At 75.0% G+C, this 22,500-nt stretch carries 20 protein-coding genes and 2 riboswitches; of the genes, 4 read left to right on the plus strand and 16 right to left on the minus strand.

The features are described from left to right. Window positions 1-71 precede the first annotated feature (71 nt). Entirely contained in the window at window positions 72-1,409 is a 1,338-nt protein-coding gene (gdhA, locus tag ACFVN3_RS04600) for an NADP-specific glutamate dehydrogenase (RefSeq protein ID WP_378231007.1), read from the minus strand. Window positions 1,410-1,601: 192 nt separating this feature from the next. After that, window positions 1,602-1,735, plus strand: a riboswitch (SAM riboswitch). A gap of 20 nt (window positions 1,736-1,755) precedes the next feature. On the opposite strand from gdhA, the gene ACFVN3_RS04605 reads away from it, so the two are divergent. Next, window positions 1,756-2,355, plus strand: a complete 600-nt coding sequence (locus tag ACFVN3_RS04605) for an NADPH-dependent FMN reductase (RefSeq protein WP_378231009.1) — start codon at window positions 1,756-1,758, stop codon at window positions 2,353-2,355. Beyond that, a complete protein-coding gene (locus ACFVN3_RS04610) occupies window positions 2,352-2,924 on the plus strand; it encodes a flavin reductase family protein (RefSeq protein ID WP_378231011.1) in 573 nt (190 codons plus the stop codon). Before ACFVN3_RS04605 ends, ACFVN3_RS04610 begins: the two co-directional genes overlap by 4 nt. 97 nt (window positions 2,925-3,021) lie before the next feature. Here ACFVN3_RS04610 and ACFVN3_RS04615 read toward each other — a convergent pair whose 3' ends face one another. Then, window positions 3,022-3,426 (minus strand): hypothetical protein, encoded by a 405-nt coding sequence (locus ACFVN3_RS04615; RefSeq protein WP_378231014.1) that lies wholly within the window; start codon window positions 3,424-3,426, stop codon window positions 3,022-3,024. 171 nt (window positions 3,427-3,597) lie between these two features. Here ACFVN3_RS04615 and ACFVN3_RS04620 point away from each other — a divergent pair, with 171 nt between their 5' ends. Beyond that, window positions 3,598-4,107: a hypothetical protein gene (locus ACFVN3_RS04620; protein ID WP_378231016.1), complete on the plus strand. Its 510-nt coding sequence runs from the start codon at window positions 3,598-3,600 to the stop codon at window positions 4,105-4,107. Here ACFVN3_RS04620 and ACFVN3_RS04625 read toward each other — a convergent pair. Beyond that, window positions 4,081-5,313, minus strand: coding sequence for an LLM class flavin-dependent oxidoreductase (locus ACFVN3_RS04625; RefSeq protein ID WP_378231018.1), 1,233 nt, complete (start codon window positions 5,311-5,313; stop codon window positions 4,081-4,083). The two genes, ACFVN3_RS04620 and ACFVN3_RS04625, sit on opposite strands and share 27 nt — an antisense overlap. Further along, window positions 5,310-6,362, minus strand: coding sequence for an aldo/keto reductase (locus ACFVN3_RS04630; RefSeq protein ID WP_378231020.1), 1,053 nt, complete (start codon window positions 6,360-6,362; stop codon window positions 5,310-5,312). The genes ACFVN3_RS04625 and ACFVN3_RS04630 overlap by 4 nt, the downstream gene beginning before the upstream one ends. Before the next feature lie 262 nt (window positions 6,363-6,624). On the opposite strand from ACFVN3_RS04630, the gene ACFVN3_RS04635 reads away from it, so the two are divergent. Beyond that, window positions 6,625-7,110, plus strand: a complete 486-nt coding sequence (locus tag ACFVN3_RS04635) for a Dps family protein (RefSeq protein ID WP_378231023.1) — start codon at window positions 6,625-6,627, stop codon at window positions 7,108-7,110. Between the two features lie 75 nt (window positions 7,111-7,185). Here the strand turns inward: ACFVN3_RS04635 and ACFVN3_RS04640 are convergent, their stop codons facing one another. From ACFVN3_RS04640 to ACFVN3_RS04695, 12 genes are all read right to left on the minus strand, one after another. Next, a complete protein-coding gene (locus ACFVN3_RS04640; RefSeq protein ID WP_378231025.1) occupies window positions 7,186-8,649 on the minus strand; it encodes an MFS transporter in 1,464 nt (487 codons plus the stop codon). A 25-nt stretch (window positions 8,650-8,674) separates the two neighbouring features. Further along, on the minus strand, window positions 8,675-10,084 hold the full coding sequence (locus tag ACFVN3_RS04645) for a M20/M25/M40 family metallo-hydrolase (protein WP_378231027.1): 1,410 nt from the start codon (window positions 10,082-10,084) through the stop codon (window positions 8,675-8,677). Then, on the minus strand, window positions 10,081-11,898 hold the full coding sequence (locus ACFVN3_RS04650; RefSeq protein ID WP_378231029.1) for a dipeptide ABC transporter ATP-binding protein: 1,818 nt from the start codon (window positions 11,896-11,898) through the stop codon (window positions 10,081-10,083). Before ACFVN3_RS04650 ends, ACFVN3_RS04645 begins: the two co-directional genes overlap by 4 nt. Then, window positions 11,895-12,968 carry an ABC transporter permease gene (locus ACFVN3_RS04655; protein WP_378231031.1) on the minus strand — a complete coding sequence of 358 codons (1,074 nt, stop codon included), beginning with the start codon at window positions 12,966-12,968 and terminating at the stop codon, window positions 11,895-11,897. The genes ACFVN3_RS04650 and ACFVN3_RS04655 overlap by 4 nt, the downstream gene beginning before the upstream one ends. Then, on the minus strand, window positions 12,965-13,918 hold the full coding sequence (locus ACFVN3_RS04660; RefSeq protein ID WP_378231034.1) for an ABC transporter permease: 954 nt from the start codon (window positions 13,916-13,918) through the stop codon (window positions 12,965-12,967). The genes ACFVN3_RS04655 and ACFVN3_RS04660 overlap by 4 nt, the downstream gene beginning before the upstream one ends. 74 nt (window positions 13,919-13,992) lie before the next feature. Next, the gene (locus tag ACFVN3_RS04665) at window positions 13,993-15,621 is read right to left on the minus strand and encodes an ABC transporter substrate-binding protein (protein WP_378231036.1); all 1,629 of its coding nucleotides are present in this window, start codon (window positions 15,619-15,621) and stop codon (window positions 13,993-13,995) included. Window positions 15,622-15,724: 103 nt separating this feature from the next. After that, window positions 15,725-15,838: riboswitch (SAM riboswitch) on the minus strand. A gap of 159 nt (window positions 15,839-15,997) precedes the next feature. Next, entirely contained in the window at window positions 15,998-17,095 is a 1,098-nt protein-coding gene (locus tag ACFVN3_RS04670) for an LLM class flavin-dependent oxidoreductase (RefSeq protein WP_378231038.1), read from the minus strand. Between the two features lie 208 nt (window positions 17,096-17,303). Then, window positions 17,304-18,419 carry an LLM class flavin-dependent oxidoreductase gene (locus ACFVN3_RS04675; RefSeq protein WP_378231040.1) on the minus strand — a complete coding sequence of 372 codons (1,116 nt, stop codon included), beginning with the start codon at window positions 18,417-18,419 and terminating at the stop codon, window positions 17,304-17,306. Between the two features lie 110 nt (window positions 18,420-18,529). Continuing rightward, on the minus strand, window positions 18,530-18,904 hold the full coding sequence (locus ACFVN3_RS04680) for a rhodanese-like domain-containing protein (RefSeq protein WP_378231043.1): 375 nt from the start codon (window positions 18,902-18,904) through the stop codon (window positions 18,530-18,532). Between the two features lie 95 nt (window positions 18,905-18,999). After that, a complete protein-coding gene (locus ACFVN3_RS04685; protein WP_378231046.1) occupies window positions 19,000-20,262 on the minus strand; it encodes an LLM class flavin-dependent oxidoreductase in 1,263 nt (420 codons plus the stop codon). Between the two features lie 117 nt (window positions 20,263-20,379). Continuing rightward, on the minus strand, window positions 20,380-21,321 hold the full coding sequence (locus tag ACFVN3_RS04690; protein ID WP_378231048.1) for an NADPH-dependent oxidoreductase: 942 nt from the start codon (window positions 21,319-21,321) through the stop codon (window positions 20,380-20,382). Further along, on the minus strand, window positions 21,318-22,499 hold the full coding sequence (locus ACFVN3_RS04695) for an FAD-dependent oxidoreductase (RefSeq protein ID WP_378231050.1): 1,182 nt from the start codon (window positions 22,497-22,499) through the stop codon (window positions 21,318-21,320). The genes ACFVN3_RS04690 and ACFVN3_RS04695 overlap by 4 nt, the downstream gene beginning before the upstream one ends. Between the last annotated feature and the right edge of the window lies 1 nt (window position 22,500).

Consider the following 22,500-nt stretch of genomic DNA (forward strand, 5'->3'; position numbering starts at 1 on the left):
GTCGTCCGGTCCGACGACCGTCACGTCGCGCGGCGTGCGCGACGGCGGCCGTCGGCCAGGGTAGACGACGGTCAGATGACGCCGAGCGCGAGGATCGCGTCGGCGACCTTGGTGAAGCCCGCGACGTTGGCCCCGAGCACGTAGTTGCCGGGCGCGCCGTACTCGTCGGCCGTCTCGACGCACCGGTCGTGGATGCCCGCCATGATCTGCGCGAGCCGCTCCTCCGTGTACTCGAACGACCACGAGTCGCGCGACGCGTTCTGCTGCATCTCGAGCGCCGAGGTGGCGACGCCGCCGGCGTTCGCGGCCTTGCCGGGCGCGAACAGCACGCCCGCCTCCTGGAGGAGCGCGACGGCGGAGGGCGTCGTCGGCATGTTGGCACCCTCGGCGACCGCGACGACGCCGTTCGCGACGAGCTGCTTGGCCGCACCCTCGTCGAGCTCGTTCTGCGTCGCGCACGGCAGCGCGACGTCGCACGGCACGTCCCAGATGGAGCCGTCGGTGACGACGCGCGCGCCCGGGCGACGGGCCGCGTAGTCGGCGACGCGGCCGCGCTCGACCTCCTTGACCTGGCGCAGCAGGTCGAGGTCGACGCCCGCCTCGTCGACGACGTAGCCGGAGGAGTCGGAGAAGGCGACGACGTTCGCGCCGAGCTGCTGGGCCTTGGCGGTCGCGTAGGTCGCGACGTTGCCCGAGCCCGAGACCACGACGCGCCGGCCGTCGAGCTCCTGCCCGCGCGTCTCGAGCATGTTCTGCGCGAAGAGCACGGTGCCGTACCCCGTCGCCTCGGTGCGCACGAGCGAGCCGCCCCACGAGATCCCCTTGCCCGTGAGGACGCCGGACTCGTAGCGGTTGGTGATCCGCTTGTACTGGCCGAACAGGTAGCCGATCTCCCGGCCGCCCACGCCGATGTCACCGGCCGGGACGTCGGTGTTCTCGCCGATGTGCCGGTACAGCTCGGTCATGAACGACTGGCAGAACCGCATGACCTCGCCGTCGGAGCGGCCGCGGGGGTCGAAGTCCGACCCGCCCTTGCCGCCGCCGATCGGCATGCCGGTGAGCGAGTTCTTGAAGATCTGCTCGAAGCCGAGGAACTTGACGATCCCGAGGTAGACCGACGGGTGGAACCGCAGGCCGCCCTTGTACGGGCCGAGCGCCGAGTTGAACTCGACCCGGAAGCCGCGGTTGATCTGCACGCGGCCCGCGTCGTCCACCCACGGGACCCGGAAGATGATCTGGCGCTCGGGCTCGCACACGCGCTCGAGGACTGCCGCCTCGACGTAGCGCGGGTGCTTGCGCAGCACCGGGCCGAGCGAGTCGAAGACCTCGCGCACGGCCTGGTGGAACTCGGCCTCGCCGGGGTTGCGACGCAGGACCTCGTCGTAGACGGACTGCAGTCGGCTGTCCATGGGTACTCCTCGTCTGGGCGGAAACTCCTGCTGACGGTACGCCTGTGCCAGAAGTTCCCGTACCGCCGTCTCACTCCCTGCGCACCCGGAGACGCCGCGCAGGTCCCCCACGGACGACACAACCGTCCACCCACTGAGAAACCCGATCGATCTGGTGCGGTTTTCGTGGAGCCGTTGCTATACCCGACCCCAGGTCACGAGCACCAGCGCCAAGCCCCGGCTCGCTGGTCGGCAACCCCCTGTCACGGCGGGGTGCTCCGGGAGATGACCAGGCCGCGCGCGACCGGCCCCGCACCCGCGGGACGGCCGCGCGGCAAGCGTGATCGACGACTACTGCGAGGTACACATGACACACCGCTCCCTCCCCCCGACGGTCCTCGCCGTCTCCGGCAACCCGCGCCCCGGATCGCGGACGCTCGGTGCCGCCGAGACCGTGGCGCACCGCGTCGCGGCCCTCCTCGGGGCGACCGACGTCTCGACGATCGACCTCGCGGCGGTCGCCACCGAGATCCTCGGCCCCGAGCGCCCCGCGGCGGACGCCGCGCGCGACCGGCTCGCCGCGGCGACCGTCGCCGTCGTGGCGACCCCGGTCTACAAGGCGTCGTACACCGGTCTCCTCAAGGCGTTCCTCGACCTGTACGGCCCGGACGGGCTCGCGAGCGTCGTCGTCGTGCCGCTCGTCGTGTCGGGCAACCCCGCCCACGCGCTCGTCGGCGAGGTGCACCTGCGGCCCGTGCTCGTCGAGCTCGGCGCCGTCGTCCCGACCCGCTCCCTCACCGTCACCGAGCCGCAGCTCGCGGACCTGGGCCCGGTCGTGGACGCGTGGCTCGCCCGCGAGGGCGACGCGCTCCGCCGCGCCGCGACGCCGCTCCCCGGGGTGGACGACGGCGACCCGCAGCCCGCCGACCAGGCCGTCACCGACGCGTTCGCGGGGGCGGCCCGATGACCGCCGAGCTCACCCACCTGGAGGCTCTCCTGGCCGAGCAGGACGAGCCGCAGCTCTCCCCCGACGAGTACAAGTCCGTGTTCCGCGGCCACCCCGCCGGGGTCGCCGTGGTCGCGCTCGAGCACGACGGCCGCCTCGTGGGGTTCACCGCGACGTCGGTCATCTCCGTCTCGGCCGCGCCCCCGCTGCTCGCGTTCTCGCTCGCGTCGACGTCGTCGTCGTGGCCCGCGGTCTCCGCCGCGCGGACGCTCACGGTGAGCTTCCTCGCCGACCACCAGGACGACGTCTCGGCACGCTTCGCCACGAGCGGCATCGACCGGTTCGCCGACGGCGGCTGGTCCCGTCTCGACACCGGCGAGCCCGTGGTCGACGGCGCGCTCTCCTGGGTCCGGGGCCGCGTCGTCCAGCGCACGCCCGTCGGCGACTCCTACCTGGTCTCGCTGCGGGCGCTCGCGTCGAGCGTCGGCACGGGCGCCGGCCCGCGGCGCCACGAGGCGGCCGGCACGCCGTCGCCCCTCGTCTACCACGACCGCACCTACCACCGGATCGGGGACCACTCGGCGCTCTGACCGCACCCGGCGGGCACCACGGGCGAGGGGCCCGCCGGCGGACGTACCGCCGTCGGGCCCCTCGTCCGTCCCGTGCCGCCCCTCACGGGTGGACCGGTCACCAGCTCCAGCCGCGCGCGCTCAGCTCGAGCTCCTCACGGAACCGCTCGTCGTCGCCCGTGCGGAAGCCCGCCCGCAGCGGCGCGTCCTCGACCGAGAGGCCCGTGAGCCGGCACGCTTCGCGCAGCAGGGCGTCGTAGGCGCCCTGGACCGCGAGGTAGTGGTGGGCGCGGGCGTAGACGTCCGGGTCCGCCTCGATCCGCCGCATCTCCGCCGCGAGCTCGCTCAGCCGCACCTGGAGCGCGAGCGTCGCGAGCGGGTCGGGGGGCGCCGGGCGGCGACGCAGCAGGTGCGGCCGGCTGGTCGTCCGGTGGCTCGGGGGCCGGCCGGCGCGGCGCAGCACCCACCACGCGGCGGCGACCGTGCACGCCGTCGCGCACCAGACCATCAGCAGCCACGACATCGGAGCCGACCTCTGCGCGGGGAGACCCACCGGACCTCTTCAGTCTAGGTCCGCGGGACGCCGCGGGCCATGGGTCGCGGTCACCATCCCCCGGGCGGCAGCGCCGCCGTACGATGCCGACGACGGCAGCGGCGCACGACGGCAGCGCACCACGACGATGGGGGCCCGCGCATGGCGGCAGCACGACGGTTGCGGACGATCGCGTTCCGCGGCCAGCTCTGGGCCGCTCTCGTGCTCCCGCTGTGCCTCGTGGCGGGAGCCCTCGCCGCGGGGGGCGGGCTGCTCGTGGCGGGGTTCGTCGTCGCGGCGATACCCGTCGCGGGCCTGCTCGCCCTCGCCCCCGTGCTGGGGACGTGGGTCGGGCGCATGCGGACCGCCGACGACGTCCCGCTCCCCTACGCCGTCGTGACCGTGGCCCTGTGGGTCGCGGCGCTCCCCGTCGGCTTCCTCCTGGCCGCCGCCCAGCCGGTGCCGGTGGACGTCCCCGTGCCCCCGGGGCACGTCGTCGCGGAGGCCGCGAGCGCCGTCGTCGGCCCGGCGGTCCTGCTGCTCTGGGTCGCCCAGCTCGTCCTGGCGCTCGTCGGCGTCCGGGCGCGCCGTCCGGGCGCTCCCGTCGGCGTCGCGCGGGTCTCGCCGACGGGGCCGGGAACCGGCTCAGAACGGCACGGCATGGGTGCGTGACGCGGCGCCACCGGTGCGTGCGGCGGGAGCGGTAAGACCGCGCGCGTCGAGCAGCGGGCGGACGCCCTCCGCGAACCAGTACGCCTCCTCGAGGTGGGGGTAGCCGGACAGGACGAGCTCGTCAAAACCGGCCGCGCGATACTCCTCGATCAGGTCGGCGACCTCCTCGTGGCTCCCGACGAGCGCCGTCCCGGCGCCGCCGCGCACGAGCCCGACGCCTGCCCACAGCCCGGGGTGGATCTCGAGGTCCCGTGCGCGCCGCGTGGCCGCGAGGTCACCGCCGCCGTGGAGCGCGACCATGCGCTGCTGCCCGACCGACCCGGACGAGCCGAGGAGCTGCTGGGCGCCCGCGATCTGCTCGGGCGTGAGGTCGTCGAGGAACCGCTGCGCGACGTCCCACGCGTCGGCCGACCGGTCGCGCGTGATGACGTGCAGGCGCACCCCGAAGCGGATCGTGCGACCCTGCGCGGCGGCGAGCTCGCGCACGCGCTCGATCTTCTCGCGCGCCTGCGCGGGCGGCTCGCCCCACGTGAGGTAGACGTCGGCCTGGGCGGCCGCGACGGGCAGCGCGGCCTCCGACGATCCGCCGAAGAAGATCTCGGGGCGCGGGTCGGGCGGCGCGGACGTCCGGGCGTCGGCGATCCGGTAGTGCGTGCCCTCGTACGCGAGCGGCGCCTCGTCCCACACGCCCCGCACGACCTCGAGGAACTCGCGCGTGCGGTCGTAGCGCTCGTCGTGCTCGAGCCAGTCGCCGAACCGGCGCATCTCGTTCTCGTCGCCACCCGTGACGACGTTGAGGAGCAGCCGCCCACCGGACAGGCGCTGGAACGTCGCGGCCATCTGCGCCGCGAGCGTCGGCGAGACGAGGCCGGGGCGGAACGCGACGAGGAACTTCAGCCGCTCCGTGCTGCGGATCAGCGCGGACGTGACGAGCCACGCGTCCTCGCACCACGTGCCCGTCGGTGTGAGCACGCCCTCGTAGCCGAGGCGGTCGGCAGCGACCGCGACCTGCTCCAGGTAGTCGAGCGACGGCGCGCGGAACCCGGTCGCCCGGCCGGGCGTGTCCTTCGCGTGCGCGCCGTCGACGATCCCGCGAGCGTCGCCCGACGTCGGCAGGAACCAGTGCACGGCGAGCGGGCGGCGGGCGCCCGCCTCGTCGGGCGGGGGCGCGGGGGTCGCGGGCACGGCCGCTGCGTCGGCGCTCATCCCGCGAGCAGGTCCGGCTGCGGGTGCCGGACGCCCTGCACGGCCCCGCGCGGGATGGCGGCTCCGATCGCCGCGACGTCGTCCGAGGTGAGCTCGATCGAGGCCGCCGCGACGTTCTGCTCGAGGTACGCGAGGCGCTTCGTACCGGGGATCGGGACGATGTCGTCACCCTGGGCGAAGAGCCACGCGAGGGCGAGCTGCGCCGTCGTGACGCCGCGCTCGGCCGCGAGCTGCTCGAGAGACCGGACCAGGTCGCGGTTGTGCTCGAACGCCTCGCCCGCGTAGCGGGCGTGGGAGCGGCGCACGTCGTCCTCGGCGAAGCCGTCCGTCGCGTCGACGGTGCCCGTGAGGATGCCGCGACCCAGCGGCGAGAACGGGACGAACCCGACGCCGAGCTCGCGCAGCGTCGGCAGGACCTCGTCCTCCGGGTCGCGCGTCCACAGCGAGTACTCGCTCTGCACGGCCGTGACCGGGTGGACGGCGTGCGCGCGGCGCACGGTCGCCGCCGAGGGCTCCGAGAGCCCGATCGTCCGGACCTTGCCCGCCTCGACCAGCTCGGCGAGCGCCCCGACGGTCTCCTCGATCGGGACCTGCGGGTCGATGCGGTGCAGGTAGTACAGGTCGAGCCGGTCGGTCCCGAGGCGGCGCAGGCTCGCGTCGATCGCGGAGCGTACGTACTCGGGGCGCCCGTCGACCCGACGGCCGTCGGGGTGGCCGCCGGCCGGAGGCAGCCCGAACTTCGACGCGAGGACGATCTGGTCGCGGTGGGCGCCCAGCACCCGGCCGATGAGCTCCTCGTTGCGGCCGTGCCCGTAGACGTCGGCCGTGTCGACGAGCGTGACGCCGAGCTCGAGCGCCCGGCGCAGCACGGCCTCCGCCTCGACGGCGTCCGCCGGTCCGTAGGCGTCCGTGACGGACATGCCGCCGAACCCGACGGCGGAGACGGTGAGCGCGGCGTCGCCCGCACCGAGCGTGCGGGCGGTCGGGCGTGCGGGGGCGGACGGAGCGGCGGGGGCGGCTGGGGCGGCGGGGGTACGGTCGTCGGTCATGCCGCCAGCGGACCATCGCGAGCGCCCTGCGGCAAGAGCGAGGGCCGGTCCTCTCACCTGGCGAGAGAACGTGACGGGTCTCGTCGCGCCGGGTACCGCCCGCGCGTGTCACCGCAGGTCAGGCACGCCTGTCCTTGCTGGCGGGGACCGGGAATGGTGCCTAGTCTGGAATCGTTCAAGAGAACGAGTCACGAGTCGGCACCGACGGAAGCCGGGTGACCGCCGCACGTTCCGGGAGACCCCCGAGAGAGCGAGGAGCACCATGTCCGCACCCACCATCCACCGCGCCACCGCCCGCTTCGAGGCGTCGGGGGCGCTCCGCTCGCACCTCCAGCGCGTGCTCGTCGCGCTCGTCGACCTGCACGTCCAGGGCAAGCAGGCCCACTGGAACGTCACGGGCCGCGGGTTCCGCGACCTGCACCTCCAGCTCGACGACGTCGTGGACGCCGCGCGCGAGCACAGCGACACCGTCGCGGAGCGCATGCGCGCGCTCCAGGTCGTGCCCGACGGCCGCACCGAGACGGTCGCGACGACGACGGACCTGTCCCCGTACCCGGCCGGGCTCGTCTCCGTCGGCGACACGGTCGACGCGATCGTCGAGCGCCTCGCCCAGACGGTCGAGGTCGTGCGCGAGGTGCACGACGGCGTCGACGCCGAGGACCCGACGAGCGCCGACATCCTGCACGAGATCATCGCCGACCTGGAGAAGCAGGCCTGGTTCCTCTCGTCGGAGAACCGCGAGGCCTGACCAGCCCGGCCCCGCGAGGTAGAGCCGCCGGTCGCGAGGTAGAACACCTGGTGCTCTACCTCGCGACCGGCGGCTCTACCTCGTCGAGGGACGGGCGAGCCGCTCGTCGAGCCGTTCGTCGAGCAGGGACGCCACCCAGGCGACGAGCGCCAGCGCCGCGACGGCGGCGCTCACGACGACGAGGCCGTCGCGGTGAGCGTCGAGGACGCCCGGGGCCGCGCCGCCGGCCCGGGCCACGAACGTGCCGGTCATCGCGGCGATGCAGACCGTCGCGGCGACGCGCTGCACGAGCTGGAGCGCGGCGCCGGCGACGCCGCGCTCCGTGCCGGGGGCGCCCTCGAGCGTGAGCGTCTGGTTGGGCGAGATCGTCAGTCCTGCGACGGCGCCGGTGAGCACCTGCGAGACGACTAGCGCGGCGACCACGGTCGTGGTGGGCGCGACGGCCACCGCGAGCGCCGTGCCCGCGGCGACCAGCGCCTTCGCCCCGACCGCCACGGTCACCCCGCGCCGGCCGAACCGGCGGAACAGCCGCCACGAGAGGTTCGCCGCCACGACCGAGGCGACCGCGCCCGGCGTCGTGACCAGGCCGGCCTGGACCGGGCTGAGCCCCGTGCCGTCCTGGAGGAACAGCATGAGGACGGCGGAGTACCCGAGCGCCGCCCCGAAGCTGAACGCCGCGACGACGCAGCCGAGCACGTAGGTCGGGGAACGCAGGAGCGCCGGTGCGAGGACGGGTGTCCGACCGCGCCGCGCGTAGCGCGGCTCCCACACGACGAGCGCTCCGACGGCGGCCACGAGCACCCCGAGCGACAGCGGCAGCACGACGGCGCGCGGCCCCTCGGCGACGAACGGGACGAGCAGCCCGAGCGTCACGAGCGTCACGAGCACCAGGCCGACGGCGTCGAACCCGCCGCCGACGCGGCCGCCAGGCGGTGTCCGGCGCCCCGCGCCCCCCGAGCCGCGACGCAGCACGCGCTGGGCGACGACGGCGACGGCGAGCCCCAGCGGCGCGGCGAGCCCGACGGCGACGCGCCACCCGGCAGCGGGCCCGAGGGCGGAGAGGATCCCACCCCCGACGAGCGGGGACAGGACCATGGCGAACGCGCCCGTCGAGGCGTACGCCCCGAGCGCACGCGCGCGGGCCGAGCCGGCGTAGTGGTCCTGGAGCAGGCCGATGACCTGCGGGTTCGCGGTCCCGGCGCCGACGCCCTGGAGCAGTCGAGCGACGACGAGCACGTCGGCGTCAGAGGCCGTCGCGCCGACGAGGCTCCCCGCGGCGAACAGGGCGAGCCCGACGGCGAGCGGCCCGCCGCGACCGAGCCGGTCGCCGAGGCGGCCGGCCGGGACGAGCGCGAGCCCGAACGTCAACGAGTACCCGGCGAGGATCCACTGGAGCTGCGCGGTCGTCGCGCCGAGCTCGCTGCGCAGCGCAGGTGCCGCGACGGTGAGGATCGCCGAGTCCAGCAGCGTGACGAACCCGGTCGCGAGGCAGACCCGCAGCACGGCCCGCGACGCCCGACCGTCCGCTCTCACGGCCACGCCGGGGCGCCGCCCGGACGGCCGCTCACCCGAGGTAGCTCGTCACGACGTCGTGCAGCGCGGTGGCGGTGAGCCCGAGCGACTCGACGTCGACGCGCTCGTCGTTCCCGTGGAACAGGGAACGGAACACCCCCGGGTCCCACTGCTCGCTGAGCAGGCCGAACCCGTAGGCCGGCACGCCGCGGCGGCGGAAGAAGCGCCCGTCCGTGCCGCCGGTCCCGAGGACCGGCACGACCTCGGCGCCCGCGTGCGCGCGCACGGCGCGCTCGATCGCCTCGTACGCCGCGCCGTCGGTGGGCGACTGCGACGCCTCGCCGAACCAGTCCCCCTCGACCTGCACGTGCTCGCGCAGGTCGCCGAGGGCGTCGTCGAGCAGGTCGGCCACGTCCTGCGGGGTCGCACCCGGGAGGACGCGGATGTCGAGCGTCACCTCCGCGAGCCCGGGGATGACGTTGGGCTTCGAGCCTGCGTGCAGCACGGTCGGCGCGACGGTCGTGTGGGTCGTGGCGTGCGCGACCGACGCCAGGGCGCCGAGCTCGGGGAGCGCGTCGTCGAGCCGCGCGGGGTCGAGCAGCGCGGCGCGGACGTCGGGCGCGAGGTCGAGCGCGGCGACGTAGCGGCGCCACAGGTCGCCGATGACGACCGGCCCGCGGTGCGCGGTGATCCGCCGCACGGCCTCGGCCGCGAGCACGATCGCGTTGAGCGACCCGTACGGCCCCGACCCGTGCCCGGGCCGCCCGACGACCCGCAGCCGTCGCCCGGCGCCGCCCTTCTCCCCGACCGCGACCGTGCGGCTCCCGCGGGAGCCGAGCGGGACCCCGCCCGACTCCGTGAGCACCGCGTCGACGTCCACGAGGTCGTACCGGTGCTGCGTGATCCAGTCGACGCCCCACGTGCTGCCGTGCTCCTCGTCCGCGACGGCGGCGAGCACGAGGTCGCCGCGCAGCCGCTGCCCGCTCTCCGCGATCGCGCGCGTGACGACGGTGAAGGCCGACGTGAGCCCGAGCATGTCGATCGCGCCGCGCCCCCAGACCCAGCCGTCGACGAGCTCGCCACCGAAGGGGTCACGCGTCCACCCCTCCGGCTCGACGGGCACGACGTCGGTGTGCCCGACGAGCGCGAGCGACGGCGCGTCCGGGTCGGTGCCGCGCAGGCGCGCGACGAGCGACGTGCGGCCGGGGCGCGGCTCGACCCACTCGACCTCGAGGTCGAGACCGTCGAGCGCGTCGGCGACGGCGCGCGCGTTGCGCACCTCGTGCCCCGAGCCGACGGTGCCGTCGTTGACGCACGCGTTGCGGATCATCGCCTGGAGCAGCTCGGTGGTGCGGCCGGCGAGCTCCGTGCGCGACGGCGCGGGGGCGGGGTCCGCGAGGACGCGCGGCCCTGCGCTCGGCCGGGTGCGGGGTCCTGCGGCGCGTGCGGCGGCGACGGTCATCGTGCGCTCCCTGCTGTCGTGGACGACGCCCGGGGCGCGTCCTGGAGCGCGCGGCGGCCGGGGATGGCCGCGACGAGCTCGCGCGTGTAGTCCTCCTGCGGGTCGAGCAGGATCTGCTCGGTCGCCCCCTGCTCGACGACGCACCCGCGGTGCATGACGCCGACGTGGTCGGACACCTGGCGCACGACAGCGAGGTCGTGCGAGATGAACAGGTACGCGAGCCCGTGCTCGGCCTGGAGCCGCACGAGCAGCTCGAGGATCTGCGCCTGCACGGACACGTCGAGCGCCGAGACGGGCTCGTCGAGCACGACGAGCGCCGGGTTCAGGGCGAGCGCCCGCGCGATGGCGACGCGCTGGCGCTGGCCGCCCGAGAGCTCGCGCGGTCCCCGCCGGAGCACGTCGGGCGGGAGCGCGACGTCCTCGACGAGCGCACGCGCCCGGTCGGCGCGCTCGGACGGCGACCCGACCCGGTACGCCCGCAGCGGCTCGGTGACGATCTGCTCGACGGTGAACCGCGGGTCCAGCGACGCGTACGGGGACTGGTAGACCACCTGGAAGCCGCGGCGCAACGACCGCAGGCGCTCGCCGCGCGCGGTCGTGATGTCCTCACCCGCGAACTCGACGGTGCCCGCGGTCGGGCGCTCGAGGCGCAGGGCGAGACGCGCCGTCGTGCTCTTGCCGGAGCCGGACTCCCCCACGAGCGCGTACGTCTCGCCGCGCCCGACGGCGAGGCTCACGCCGTCCACGGCGACGAGCGTCCGGTGCGCGGCGCCCCGCGGCAGCGTGAACTCCTTGCGCAGGTCCCGCACCGCAAGGACGGGCGTGCTCGCGGTGTCCGGACCGGCGCCGTCGGGCACCGCGATCCCCTGACCGTCGGCGCGGCTCGCGACCGCGGCGCGGCTCGCCTCGCCGCGCGGGACGACGCCCTCGACCGGCACCGCCTCCGGGGTACCGCCCGCGACGAGGCGCGAGCTCGCGAGGCTCGGCGCCGCGGCGATGAGCTGCTGGGTGTACGGGTGGCGCGGGGCGTGCAGCACCTGGTCCGCCGTGCCCTCCTCGACGACGACCCCGCGCTCGAGCACGACGATCCGGTCGGCGCGGTCCGCCGCGACGCCGAGGTCGTGGGTGATGAGCAGGACGGCGGTGCCGAGGTCGCGCACGAGCCCGTCGAGGTGGTCGAGGATGCGGCGCTGGACCGTCACGTCGAGCGCACTGGTCGGCTCGTCGGCGACGACGAGGCGCGGCCGGGCGGCGACCGCGATCGCGATGAGCACGCGCTGGCGCATGCCGCCGGAGAGTTGCGACGGGTACTGCCGCGCACGCGCCTCCGGGTCGTCGATCCCGGCCTGGCGCAACAGCTCGACCGCGCGCTCGCGCGCCTCCTTGCGCCGCGCGAGCCCGTGGATGACGAGCACCTCCGCGACCTGGTCGCCCACGCGCGTGACGGGGTTGAGCGAGACCGTCGGGTCCTGCGGCACGAGGCCGACGTCGCGGCCCCGCACCTGCTGCCACTCCTTCTCGGAGAGGTCGCCGACGTCGCGTCCGCCGAGCCGGATGGTCCCGCCCGTCACCGCGCCCCCGCGCGACAGCAGGTGCAGCGCCGCGTGCGCCGTCGTGCTCTTGCCCGACCCGGACTCGCCCACGAGCGCCACGACCTCGCCCGCCCCGACCGTGAGGTCGACGCCGCGGACGGCGGCGTACGAGCCGCCGTCGCGCGTGCGGTAGGCGACCTCGAGCCCGCGGATCTCGAGCGCGGGCGCCTCGTCCGGCGTCGTGCCGGGGCGCTCCTGCGTGGTCGGCGTCGTGGCGGTCATGCGTCCCCTCCGGTCCGTTCCAGGGCCCGCGCGATGCGGTTCGCCGACAGCACGACGGCGACGATCACGAGGCCCGGCATGGTCGTGAGCCACCACGCGGTGGCCAGGTAGTCGCGCCCGCCCGAGACGAGCGACCCCCACTCGGGCGCGGGCGGTGGCGTGCCGTAGCCGAGGAAGCTCAGCGCCGAGATCGCGAGCACGGCGGTCCCGAGCTCGAGCGCGACGAGCGCGAGCACCGGTCCGGTCGAGTTGGGCAGCACGTGGCGCCCGAGCACGCCGTACCAACGCACGCCCGACGCGCGGGCCGCCTCGACGTACACCGACGTCGAGGTCCGCAGGACCTCCGCCCGCATGACGCGCGCGAACGTCGCGACGCTCGTGATGCCCACCGCGATCGCGACCTTCACCGTCCCGAACCCGAGTGCCGTGATGATCGCGAGCGAGAGCAGGATGCTGGGGATCGCGAGCAGCACGTCGACGAACCGGCCGACGACGTCGTCCACCCACCCGCGCACGAACCCCGCGAGCAGGCCGAGCAGCGACCCGGCGACGAGCCCGACCGCGACCGCGATCACGGTCGCGCTGAGCGATGCCGACGCGCCGTGGACGACGCGCGCGTACACGTCCCGCCCCAGGTGGTCGGTGCCGAACAGGTGCGCGCCCGACGGCGGCTGGAGCCGGTCCGCGGGCACGCCCGTCAGCGGGTCGTACGACGTGAAGAGCTGCGGGACGACCGCCCACGCCGTGACGAGGAGGACGACGAGCACGGCGACGACCAGCCCGGGACGCCGGACGGCGTACCGCACCCCGCGGCGCCACCGGCCCGCGGGGCCGGCACCGCGGACCCGGCCGTACCGGATGATCGCGCGGGCGTCCTCGCGGTCCGCGACCTCGATCTCCTCAGGCGTCCGCGGCTCGGGGACCTCCGGGGTCCCGGGCAGCGCGTCGTCCGACGGCGGGACGTCCGTCCGCGGGACGTCCCGCGCCGGAGCGGCGGCGCGATCGCTCGCGATCGTCGGGACCTCGACCGCGTCGCGGAGCACGATGCGCACTCCCGGCCTGGTGCTCATGCGGCCACCGCCTTCTGTCGTGCGTCGATCCGGGGGTCGAGCAGGGGGTAGAGCAGGTCGACCACGAGCGTGACGACCACGAACACGAGGGCCGAGAGGACGACGACCGCCTGCACCACGGGGATGTCCTGCGCGTCCACGGACGTGACCGTGAGCCGCCCGAGGCCCGCGCGCGAGAACACCGTCTCCGTGACGACCGTGCCGCCGAGCAGCCCGCCGACCAGGACCCCGAGCACGGTCAGCGCGGGGATCGCGGCGTTGCGGAGCGCGTGGCCGAAGTGCACGCGCGCCCGGCTCGCGCCCTTCGCGCGCGCCGTCTCGACGTACGGCTCGCCGAGCGTCCCGCGCAGGCTCCGGGCGAGCACCTGGGCGAGCGCGGCGCTCGCCGGCACGGCGAGCGTGATCGCCGGCAGCACGAGGCTGATCGCACCCTCGTTGCCGATCGCCGGGAACACCGGGAGCTGGAAGGAGAACCACTGCAGGAGCAGCAGGCCGAGCCAGAACGGCGGCAGGGCGACGCCGAGCGGCGGGAGCGACGCGAGCGCATGGCGCAGCCAGGCGGCGCGCGGGAACGTGCTCGCGATCGCGATGCCGGCGCCCGCCACGACGGCGAGGACGAGCGCCGCAGCCGTGAGCTTGAGCGTCTCGGGCAGCGCCTGGAGCACGAGCTGGGTCGCGGGCGCGCCCGACGAGTACGACGTGCCGAAGTCGAGGCGCAGCGCGTGCCACAGCGCGTCGCCGTACTGCACGAGCACCGGCCGGTCGAGGCCGTACTGCGCGCGCAGCGCGTCGAGCAGCGCGGGGTCCACCTGGTCCGCCTCGCCGCCGCCGCTCGCCATGAGCGCGGCCGGGTCGCTGGGCAGCAGGTAGAGGACGAAGAACGAGATCGTGAACGCCGCCCAGAGCACGAACAGCCCCTGCCCGGCGCGACGCAGGACGTACCGGCCCATGGGTCGGTCCTCCTTCCGTGGGGAGACGGTCCGTCTGCCCGACGCCGTGGCGTCGGGCAGGCGGACCCGTCGGGTCAGCCCTGGGTGACCCAGGCGTCGTAGAAGTCGAGGCGCGACGACGCCTCGAACGTCAGGCCGTGGACCGTGTCGGCCGCCGCGATGGTCGTCGACAGCTCGTAGACCGGGATCGCGTGGCCCTTCTGGACCAGGAGGCGCGACGCCTCCGTGACGAGCTCCTGCCGCTCGGCCGCGTCGGTCGCCGCGGCGGACGCGTCGAGCAGGTCGTCGACCTCCTCGGCGTCGCGCTGGTTGATGTTGCGCGCGTTGGCCGAGAAGATCGTCCGCAGCACGTCCGGGTCGGAGCGCGTGAGGTTGTAGTAGTCGAAGTCGAAGTCGCCGCTCTCCTTGATCGCCTGCGACTCCGCGACGGTCACGTGCTGGAGCTGGAGGTCGACGCCGATCTGCGCGAGCTGCTGCTGGACGAGCTCGAGCGGCTCCGGCACCTGCCAGAACGTCACGGTCGTGGAGAGCTTCTGGCCGTCCTTCTCGCGGACGCCGTCGGCGCCCTCGACCCAGCCCGCGTCGTCGAGGATCTTCTTGGCGCCCTCGGGGTCGTAGGCGAGCTCGTCCGCGATGCTCTCGTAGAGCGGCGTCGAGTGGGACAGGACGCTCGTGGCCGGCTCGTCCTGCGCGCTGAGCACGGTGTCCGCGATCTGCTCGCGGTCGATGCCCTTGAGGATCGCGGTCCGCACGGCCTCGTCGCCCGCGAGCGGGCTCGACTCGTTGGGGAACAGGTTGAAGACGACGCCCGGGTTGGCGCGGTACTCGAGCCAGAACCCGTTGCCGTCGAACTGCGGGAGGTCGACGGTCGAGATCGCGGCGGTCGCGTCGATCTGCCCGGACTGCAGGCTGCCGCTGCGCACGCTCGCCTCGGGGATGACCTTGAACGTCACCGTGTCGAGGTAGGCCTCGCCCTGGTGGTCGTTCGCCTCCGAGCCCCACGCGTAGCCCGCGACCTTCTCGAGCACGATCTCCTGGTCCTGCGTGTACGACTTCACGGAGAACGGACCGGAGCCGACGAACTTCCCGGCGCAGCGGTCCTCGACGCTCAGGTCGGCCGACGACGGGGCGAGGAGGCCCAGCGAGAAGGTGGAGGTGGCCTGGAGGAACTGGGCGCTCGGCGCCGAGAAGTCGACCGTGAGGGTCTGCGGGTCCGTGACCGTCGTGCCCTCGTAGCCGACGAGGTACTGGGACCCGAGCGACGCCGTCGCGCCGAGGGCGACGATCGCGTCGAAGTTGGTCTTGACCGACTCCGCGTCGATCGGCGTGCCGTCGGCGTACGTCGCGTCGTCGCGCAGGTGGAACGTGTAGCTCGACGCGTCGTCGTTCACCTCCCAGCTCTCCGCGAGCCACGGCACGATCTCGCCCGACTCGGGGTCCTGCGCCGTGAGCGACGCGACGGTCTGGCGCGCCGCGGCGATGGCGTCGTTGTTGCCGACCTGCTGCGGGTCGATGCAGTGCGAGTCGACCGTGATCGCGAAGGTCAGGTCGCCGCCCGCCACGGGCTCGCCCGTCGGGCTCGGCGACCCGCCGCCGTCGGACGCGCCGGAGCCGCCGCCCGCGCACGCGCTGAGCAGGAGGCCCGTCGCGGCGGCCGCCGCGGCGACGGTCAGGGACCGGCGTCGGTGAGGTGTGGGGATCATGTCGTGCTGCTCTCCTCGTGTGCCGGCTGAGGACCGGCGGTCGTCCGGCGCCGGTGGTCGTCCGCGCCGGGCCGAGGGCCGGCGCGGCGGGGAACCCACCGGGGTGCCGTGCTTACCGCGCAGCGGGAGCCACGCGGTCAGGTCGTTCCCGGAGCACCCCGTCACGTCGAAGGGTTGCTGGTCAGCGAGCCGGGCCTGGGTGCTGACGCTCGTCACCTGGGAGCAGGAAAGACAATCCCGACCGGTTGAGTCAAGTTTCGAGACGACCGTCCCGCCAGGCGGACGGATGTTTCGTCTCCCCGCTGTGGGCATGAGAGGGGCCCGGTCTCGCCGCGGCGAACCGGGCCCCTCTCATGCCCACGACCGGTGGGGCGGGTCAGGCGGCGGTGAAGCCCGCCGCGCGACGGGCGTCGGCCGGGCTCCACAGGTCGGTCTTCACCTCGGCCTGCACCACCGGGACCACCTCCTCGGCGAACCGGCGCAGCACGTCCTCCTGCTGCGTCGCGGGGATGAGGTGGTTGACGGACACCGACTGGAGGTCGTGCCCGTAGGAGGCGTGGTAGTCGAGGATCTTCTCCGCCACGCGCTCCGGCGAGCCCACCAGCGCCGGGCCGCGCTCGACGGCGTCCTCGACCGTCCGGAAGCTCGGCGCCTTCCCGACGGCGTCCGGCCCGTAGCCGCGGCGTGCGGCCGCGGCGACCTGACCCTCGTAGATCGGGCGGTACTGCTCGACCGCCTCCTCCGTCGTGTCCGCGAGGAACAGCCCGCCCGAGCCCGACCCCACGAACCCGTACGCCGGGTCGTGCCCGTTGGCCGCGTACCGCTCGCGGTAGTGGTCGATGAGCACCTGATAGTTCTCGCGCGGCTGGAGCGCGTTGGCGCTGACGATCGGGTCCCCGTACCGCGCCGCGAGCTCCACCGCGAACTGCGACGTCGCCGACCCGTGCCAGACGCGGAACGGCCCTGCGAACGGCCGCGGCAACGTCGTCGCGTGCTCCAGCGCGTGCCGGTGCCGGCCGCTCCAGCTCACGTCCTCCTCCGACAGCAGCAGCCGCAGCAGCTCGTAGTTCTCCTGCAGGTACTCGTACTGCTTGTCGATGTCGAGCCCCAGCAGCGGGTACTGGAGCACCTCGTTGCCCTTGCCGATGACGATCTCCAGCCGTCCGCGGCTGAGCTGGTCCACCGTCGCGAGGTCCTCGGCGACCCGGATCGGGTCGAGCAGCGACAGGACGGTGACGCCCGTGCTCAGCAGGATGCGCGACGTCCGCGCCGCGACCGCCCCGAGGATCACCGTCGGTGCCGACGACAGCACCTCGCCCGCGTGCCGCTCCCCCACCGCGAACGAGTCGAACCCGAGCTCCTCCGCCAGCACCGCCGTCTCCACGACCCGGTTCAACCGGTCCGCCGGCGCGACCGCCTCCCCCGTCACGGGGTGGGGCGGGTTGAACACGATGTCGAGTACCTGGAACCGCACGATCCTGCTCCTTGCTGTCGCTGTTGCTGTCGTTCGGGTCGGGTCGAGGTCGAGGTCCGCTCACGCGGTCGGCTCCCCCGGTCCCGTGAGTGCATGAAATGCGTCGTCCTCACGCCTTGCGGACGACACATTTCCTGCACTCAACGGTGGCCCGGACCGGGTGCGGTCCTGGTGCGCGTGCTGGGGCGCCGATCCAGGACCTCGGGCGTCAGGCCGCGGCGGCCTCGGCGGTCGCGGCGTCGCGCTTCGCGACCTCCTCGCGGACGATCGGGATGACGTAGCGGCCGAAGTCGATCGCGTCGTCGAGCAGGTCGTAGCCGCGGGCGGAGATGACGCGGACGCCGAGGTCGTAGTACGCGAGGAGCGCCTCCGCGACCTGCTCGGGCGTGCCGACGAGCGCGTTGGAGTTGCCGGCGCCGCCGGTGGCCTTGGCGGTCGCGGTCCACAGGGCGGTGTCGAAGCGCTCGCCCTGGGCGGCGATCTCGAGGAGTCGCTGCGAGCCCGCGTTCTCGGGCTTGTCGATCGGGTGCCGACGGCTGAGCTGCCCGCCGGCCGCGGCCTTGCGGGCCTCGATCCGGTCGAGGATGCGGTGCGCCTTCTCCCACGCGAGCTCCTCGGTCGGCGCGACGATCGGCCGGAACGCGGCGTGGATGCGGGGCGGCGTCGCGCGGCCCGCGGCGGCGGCCTCGGCGTGCACGCGCGCGATCTGCTCGGCGGTGCGGTCGAGGGGCTCGCCCCAGACGGCGTAGATGTCGGCCTCGGCCGCACCGACACGGAACGCGGCGTCCGACGACCCGCCGAACGAGATCGTCGGGGTGCGACCCTCGAACGGCTTGGCGTCGAGGACGAAGTCGTCGAAGTCGTAGAACGGGCCGTGGTGGTCGAACGGCTCGGCGCTCGCCCACGCCTGCTTGACGACCTGGATGTACTCGTGGGTGCGCGCGTACCGCTCGTCCTTGGTGAGCGTGTCGCCCTCGCGGCCCTGCTCGTGGTCATTGCCGCCGGTAATGAAGTGGACGGAGAGCCGCCCGCCGGAGAGCTGGTCGAGCGTCGCGAACGTCTTGGCGGCGTACGTCGGGTAGGACACGTTGGGCCGGTGCGCGAGCAGCAGCTCGATCGAGTCGAGGCGCGCCGCGGTGTAGGCGGCGAGCGCTGCGGGCTCGGGGCCGGAGGAACCGTACGCGAAGAGGACGCGCGTCCAGCCGTTGTCCTCGTGCGCGCGGACGATGCGCTCGAGGTACGCGGGGTCGAACGCGGCGGTCGTGCGCTCGGTGGTCTCCGAGGCGTCGTTGGTCGTGGCGATGCCGAGGAACTCGACGGGCACGGTGGTCTCCTTGTCGTGGGGATGGGTCGTTCAGGGCTGGCGGGTCGGGCAGGTCGACCGCAGCGACCGGACGCCGGGTGGCCGGACGTCGTCGGGCACCGTGGCGAGGGTCAGGCCTGCGCCGGTGTCGGGTCGGCGGGTGCCTCGACCGGGTCGGACGCCGGGAGGCCGGCGTCCTTCCAGGCCGGGAAGCCGCCGTCGACGTGAGACACGTTCGTGTAGCCGCGCTGGGCGAGCGCCTCGGCGACAGGACCGGAGCCGTTCGGCGACCCGCACACGACGACGACGGGCGTGTCGAGCGAGATCGCCGGGTTGTCGGCGGGTCCGAACAGCGCGTCGAGGTCGTGGCGGTCGGCGAGCGTCGCGCCGGGGATCTCGCCGTGCGACGCGCGGCCGCCCGCGGAGCGCACGTCGATCAGCAGCGCGCCGTCGGCGACCTTGGCGCCGGCGTCGGTCGCGGTCTGGAGGGGTGGGGTGGTCGTCATGGGTTTCTCCTTCGAGGGATCGTCGCGAGATCGACCCGTACGTCCGAGATCGACCCTCAGGAGGTCGACCTGGCGACGCGCGGGTCGATCTCGCGTCAGGGGGTGGTGGCGAGTGCGGGAGCGACGGCGGCGCCCGCGGTCGCGCCGGGGGCCGAGCCCGCGAACCAGTGCTCGGCGAGCAGCTCGAACGAGCGGCGCGCGTCGTCGGCGTCGTGGGTCGCGGTGGTGACGAGCAGCTCGTCGGCGCCGGTCGCGCGGCGCAGCGTCTCGAGCCGCTGCACGACCGTCTCCGGGTCGCCGACGATCCGCGTGTCGACGCGGTCGGCGACGAGCGCGCGCTCGGCCTCCGGTCGCTCCTCCCACGCGGGCGACGTGCCCGGCTCGGGGTAGGCGATCGCCCCGTCGGCGCCGCTGCGGATGGAGAACACCCAGTCGGCGAAGGGCGTCGCGAGCTCGCGCGCCCGCTCGATCGTGTCGGCGACCAGCACGTCGGCGGACACGACGACGTACGGCTCGTCGAGCACGCCCGGCCGGAACGCCTCGCGGTACGCGGCGACGGTGTCGATCGTCGCCGACGGCGCCACGTGGTAGTTCGCGGCGATCGGCAGCCCGAGCTCGCCCGCGACGCGCGCGCTCTCGCCCGGGCTCGACGCGAGGACCCACAGGTCCCAGTCGGCACCCTCGACGGGCGGGCTCACGTACGGCGTCCCGTGCTCGTCGCGGTACGTCCCGGCACGCAGGCCGAGCACGAGGTCGAGCTCGTCGCGGAAGCTGACGGGGGTGCGCGAGGCGCCGACGATCCGCTTCTGCGCGAGGATCCGCTCGCGGAGCACCGAGTCGTTGAGGTTCGACGGCGGCGCACCGGGGACGTACAGCCCCTCGACGACGCGCGGCCCGGTCGCACCCGTGCGCGCGGCCCGTACCGGACCGTCGGAGTCCTTGCTCTGGCCGCCCTTCGGCGGCGAGAACGCCCGCCCCAGACCGAGGTCGACGCGGCCCGGGTGCAGCGCGGCGATCGTCCCGAACTGCTCGGCGGCGACGAGCGGGCTCGTCGTGCTGAGGAGCACGGCACCGCTGCCGACGCGGATGCGCTCGGTCCGGGCCGCGACGGCCGCGGCGAGCACGGCGGGCGAGGCCGAGCCGACCCCGGGCGACAGGTGGTGCTCGGCGTACCAGACGCGGTGGTAGCCGAGCCGGTCGAGGTCGCGCGCGAGCCCGACGGCGCGGCGCACCGCGTCCTGGCCCGTCGCCCCCTCGGGCACGATCGCGAGGTCGAGGACGGACAGCGGGACGCGGCCGGACGCCGGTCGCGGCCCGCCGGCGGTGGCGGTCTGGTGCGGGTGCTGGTGGGACGACATGGCTTCCTTCAGTGGTGGAGCGGTGGCCGGTGGTGGAGCGGCGGCTGGTGGTGGAGTGGTGGCTGATCGTGGAGCCGGTGGATCCCGGCTGCTCCCGACCGCGGGACGGGATCGGGGCTACTTGGACGGGAACCCGAGCGCGGCGAGCGTGGGTCGCAGGTGGGCGCGCCCGCGCAGGGCGCCGGGGACGCGCAGGCGGTCGACGACGCGGTCGCGCCACCCGCCGTCGAGCCCTTCCTCGCGGTAGAAGGGCGCGATCCGCTCCTCGTACGCCGCGACGTGCTCGTGCTGGCCCGCGGCCCGGTAGCGCTCGGCGTGCAGCACCGCGGCCTGCGGCAGCCGCGGCTTGACGCGCTCGCTCCCCGCGGGATCGGGGTGGCCGACGACGAGCCCCACGACCGCGACGACGCCCTCGGGCAGGCCGAGCTCCGCCGCGACCTGCGCGGGGTGGTTGCGCAGCGCCCCGATGTAGACGGTGCCGAGGCCGAGCGACTCGGCAGCCACGACGGCGTTCTGAGCGGCGAGCGCGGCGTCGAGGAACGCCACGACGGTCGTCTCGAGGTAGTCGGTCGCCTCGAGCCGGACGCCCTCGCGCTCACCGAGGGCGCGCGCCCGGGCGAGGTCCGCGAGCCACACGAGCAGCAGCGGCGCGGTACGGACGTGCGCCTGGTCGCCCGCGAGCGCCGCGAGCCGGTCCTTGCGCGCGGGGTCGGTGACGGCGACGACGCTCCAGACCTGGAGGTTCGACGACGTCGGAGCGGACTGCGCCGCGGCGACGAGCGTCGGCACGACGTGGTCGGCCAGCGGGTCGGTCAGGTAGCGGCGCACCGTCCGGTGACGGAGCTGCGTCGCGAGGACGGCGCCCGGACGGTCCACGACCGGTGCCAGTCCCTCGGTCGCGCCGGGCGCGACGTCCTCGACGGTCACGGGGTCCACGCCGTACCGCGCAGCGAGCGCAGCCCGGGCTCCGCCGGTGTCGTGGGACGGCGTGGGGAGCGTCTCCGGGACTGCGGACGGAGCCGGAGCGCCCGCCGCGGTGGGTACGGGAGCGATCGTCATGAGGCGGTCCTCTCGGGGAGCGCGGCGAGCCGGGCGAGCGAGAACCGCTCGGCCGCGGTGACGCCGTCGGACGTGGTGGCGAGGTCGGCGAGCACGCGGCCGATCGCTGGAGCGAACTTGAAGCCGTGGCCGGAGAACCCGGCGCCGACGACGACCGGGCCGCGGCGGTCGAGCACGAAGTCGTGGTCGGGCGTCGTGGTGTACGTGCAGCTCACGGGGACGTACGCGTCGGGGTCGAGGCCGGGCAACCAGGTGCGCACGTAGTCGCGCAGCGCGGCGAGCTGGCCCGGCTCGGGCCGGTACGAGCGGCGGTCGGGGTCGACGACGGGGCCGACGCCGTGGAAGCCGACCTTGACGCCCTCGCCCGGGGTCGCGAGGCCGTAGACGCCGCTCGGCCACGCGGTGCCGGGACCGACGTCGTGCGTGAACGCGGGCCACCCCTGCGGGGACGCGCCCGGGACGAGCGCGAAGTGTGCGGGCTGCTCCTGGGTCACGACGAGCGGGAGCTCCTGGCCCAGCAGCCCGCCCGTCGGGGCGCCGAGCAGTCCGGCGCTCCACGCGCCGACCGTCACGACGACGACCCGTGCGACGACGTCGCCGCCGTCGGTGACGACGCGGACGCCCTCGGGGACCCGCTCGACGTGCCGGACGGCGACCTCGTGGCGGACGTCGGCGCCCCGGGCGGCCGCGGCCCCCTGGAGGGCCGCGACGGCGCGGTCGGCGTGGAGCCGCCCGGCCGTCGCGACCTCGTGCAGCACCCGGCCCTCGAACCGCAGTCCCGGCCACCGCTCGGCCGCGGCCGCGGGGTCGAGCCACTCGTGCTCGATCCCCCGGGCCGCGAACGCCGCGCCGATCGCGTCCGCGCGGCGCTCGGCGGCGCCGTCGCGCCGCCCGTGGCTCACGCCGCCGGTGACGGCGAGCAGCTCGGTGCCGGTCTCGTCCTCGACCTCGCGCCACAGGCCGAGCGCCTCCTGCGCGAGGTCGAGGTACTCGGGCTCGGCGTACGTCGTGCGGTAGATGCGCGACGTCCCGTGCGAGGCGCCGTGCGCGTGCCCGGGCGCGAAGCGCTCGAGCAGCACGACGTCGCGCCCGCGCCGGGCGAGCTGCCACGCGGCGGCCGAGCCCATCACGCCGCCCCCGACCACGAGGTGGTCGACGTGCTGGGTGCTGGTGGTCATG

Source organism: Cellulosimicrobium sp. NPDC057862 (assembly GCF_042797035.1).
Lineage (GTDB): Bacteria > Actinomycetota > Actinomycetes > Actinomycetales > Cellulomonadaceae > Cellulosimicrobium.

Bases quoted from the DNA above. Each gene is read 5' to 3' on its own strand.
- gdhA (WP_378231007.1), bottom strand. From the start codon at position 1,409: ATGGACAGCCGACTGCAGTCCGTCTACGACGAGGTCCTGCGTCGCAAC.
- ACFVN3_RS04605 (WP_378231009.1), top strand. From the start codon at position 1,756: ATGACACACCGCTCCCTCCCCCCGACGGTCCTCGCCGTCTCCGGCAAC.
- ACFVN3_RS04610 (WP_378231011.1), top strand. From the start codon at position 2,352: ATGACCGCCGAGCTCACCCACCTGGAGGCTCTCCTGGCCGAGCAGGAC.
- ACFVN3_RS04615 (WP_378231014.1), bottom strand. From the start codon at position 3,426: ATGTCGTGGCTGCTGATGGTCTGGTGCGCGACGGCGTGCACGGTCGCC.
- ACFVN3_RS04620 (WP_378231016.1), top strand. From the start codon at position 3,598: ATGGCGGCAGCACGACGGTTGCGGACGATCGCGTTCCGCGGCCAGCTC.
- ACFVN3_RS04625 (WP_378231018.1), bottom strand. From the start codon at position 5,313: ATGAGCGCCGACGCAGCGGCCGTGCCCGCGACCCCCGCGCCCCCGCCC.
- ACFVN3_RS04630 (WP_378231020.1), bottom strand. From the start codon at position 6,362: ATGACCGACGACCGTACCCCCGCCGCCCCAGCCGCCCCCGCCGCTCCG.
- ACFVN3_RS04635 (WP_378231023.1), top strand. From the start codon at position 6,625: ATGTCCGCACCCACCATCCACCGCGCCACCGCCCGCTTCGAGGCGTCG.
- ACFVN3_RS04645 (WP_378231027.1), bottom strand. From the start codon at position 10,084: ATGACCGTCGCCGCCGCACGCGCCGCAGGACCCCGCACCCGGCCGAGC.
- ACFVN3_RS04650 (WP_378231029.1), bottom strand. From the start codon at position 11,898: ATGACCGCCACGACGCCGACCACGCAGGAGCGCCCCGGCACGACGCCG.
- ACFVN3_RS04655 (WP_378231031.1), bottom strand. From the start codon at position 12,968: ATGAGCACCAGGCCGGGAGTGCGCATCGTGCTCCGCGACGCGGTCGAG.
- ACFVN3_RS04660 (WP_378231034.1), bottom strand. From the start codon at position 13,918: ATGGGCCGGTACGTCCTGCGTCGCGCCGGGCAGGGGCTGTTCGTGCTC.
- ACFVN3_RS04665 (WP_378231036.1), bottom strand. From the start codon at position 15,621: ATGATCCCCACACCTCACCGACGCCGGTCCCTGACCGTCGCCGCGGCG.
- ACFVN3_RS04680 (WP_378231043.1), bottom strand. From the start codon at position 18,904: ATGACGACCACCCCACCCCTCCAGACCGCGACCGACGCCGGCGCCAAG.
- ACFVN3_RS04685 (WP_378231046.1), bottom strand. From the start codon at position 20,262: ATGTCGTCCCACCAGCACCCGCACCAGACCGCCACCGCCGGCGGGCCG.
- ACFVN3_RS04690 (WP_378231048.1), bottom strand. From the start codon at position 21,321: ATGACGATCGCTCCCGTACCCACCGCGGCGGGCGCTCCGGCTCCGTCC.
- ACFVN3_RS04695 (WP_378231050.1), bottom strand. From the start codon at position 22,499: ATGACCACCAGCACCCAGCACGTCGACCACCTCGTGGTCGGGGGCGGC.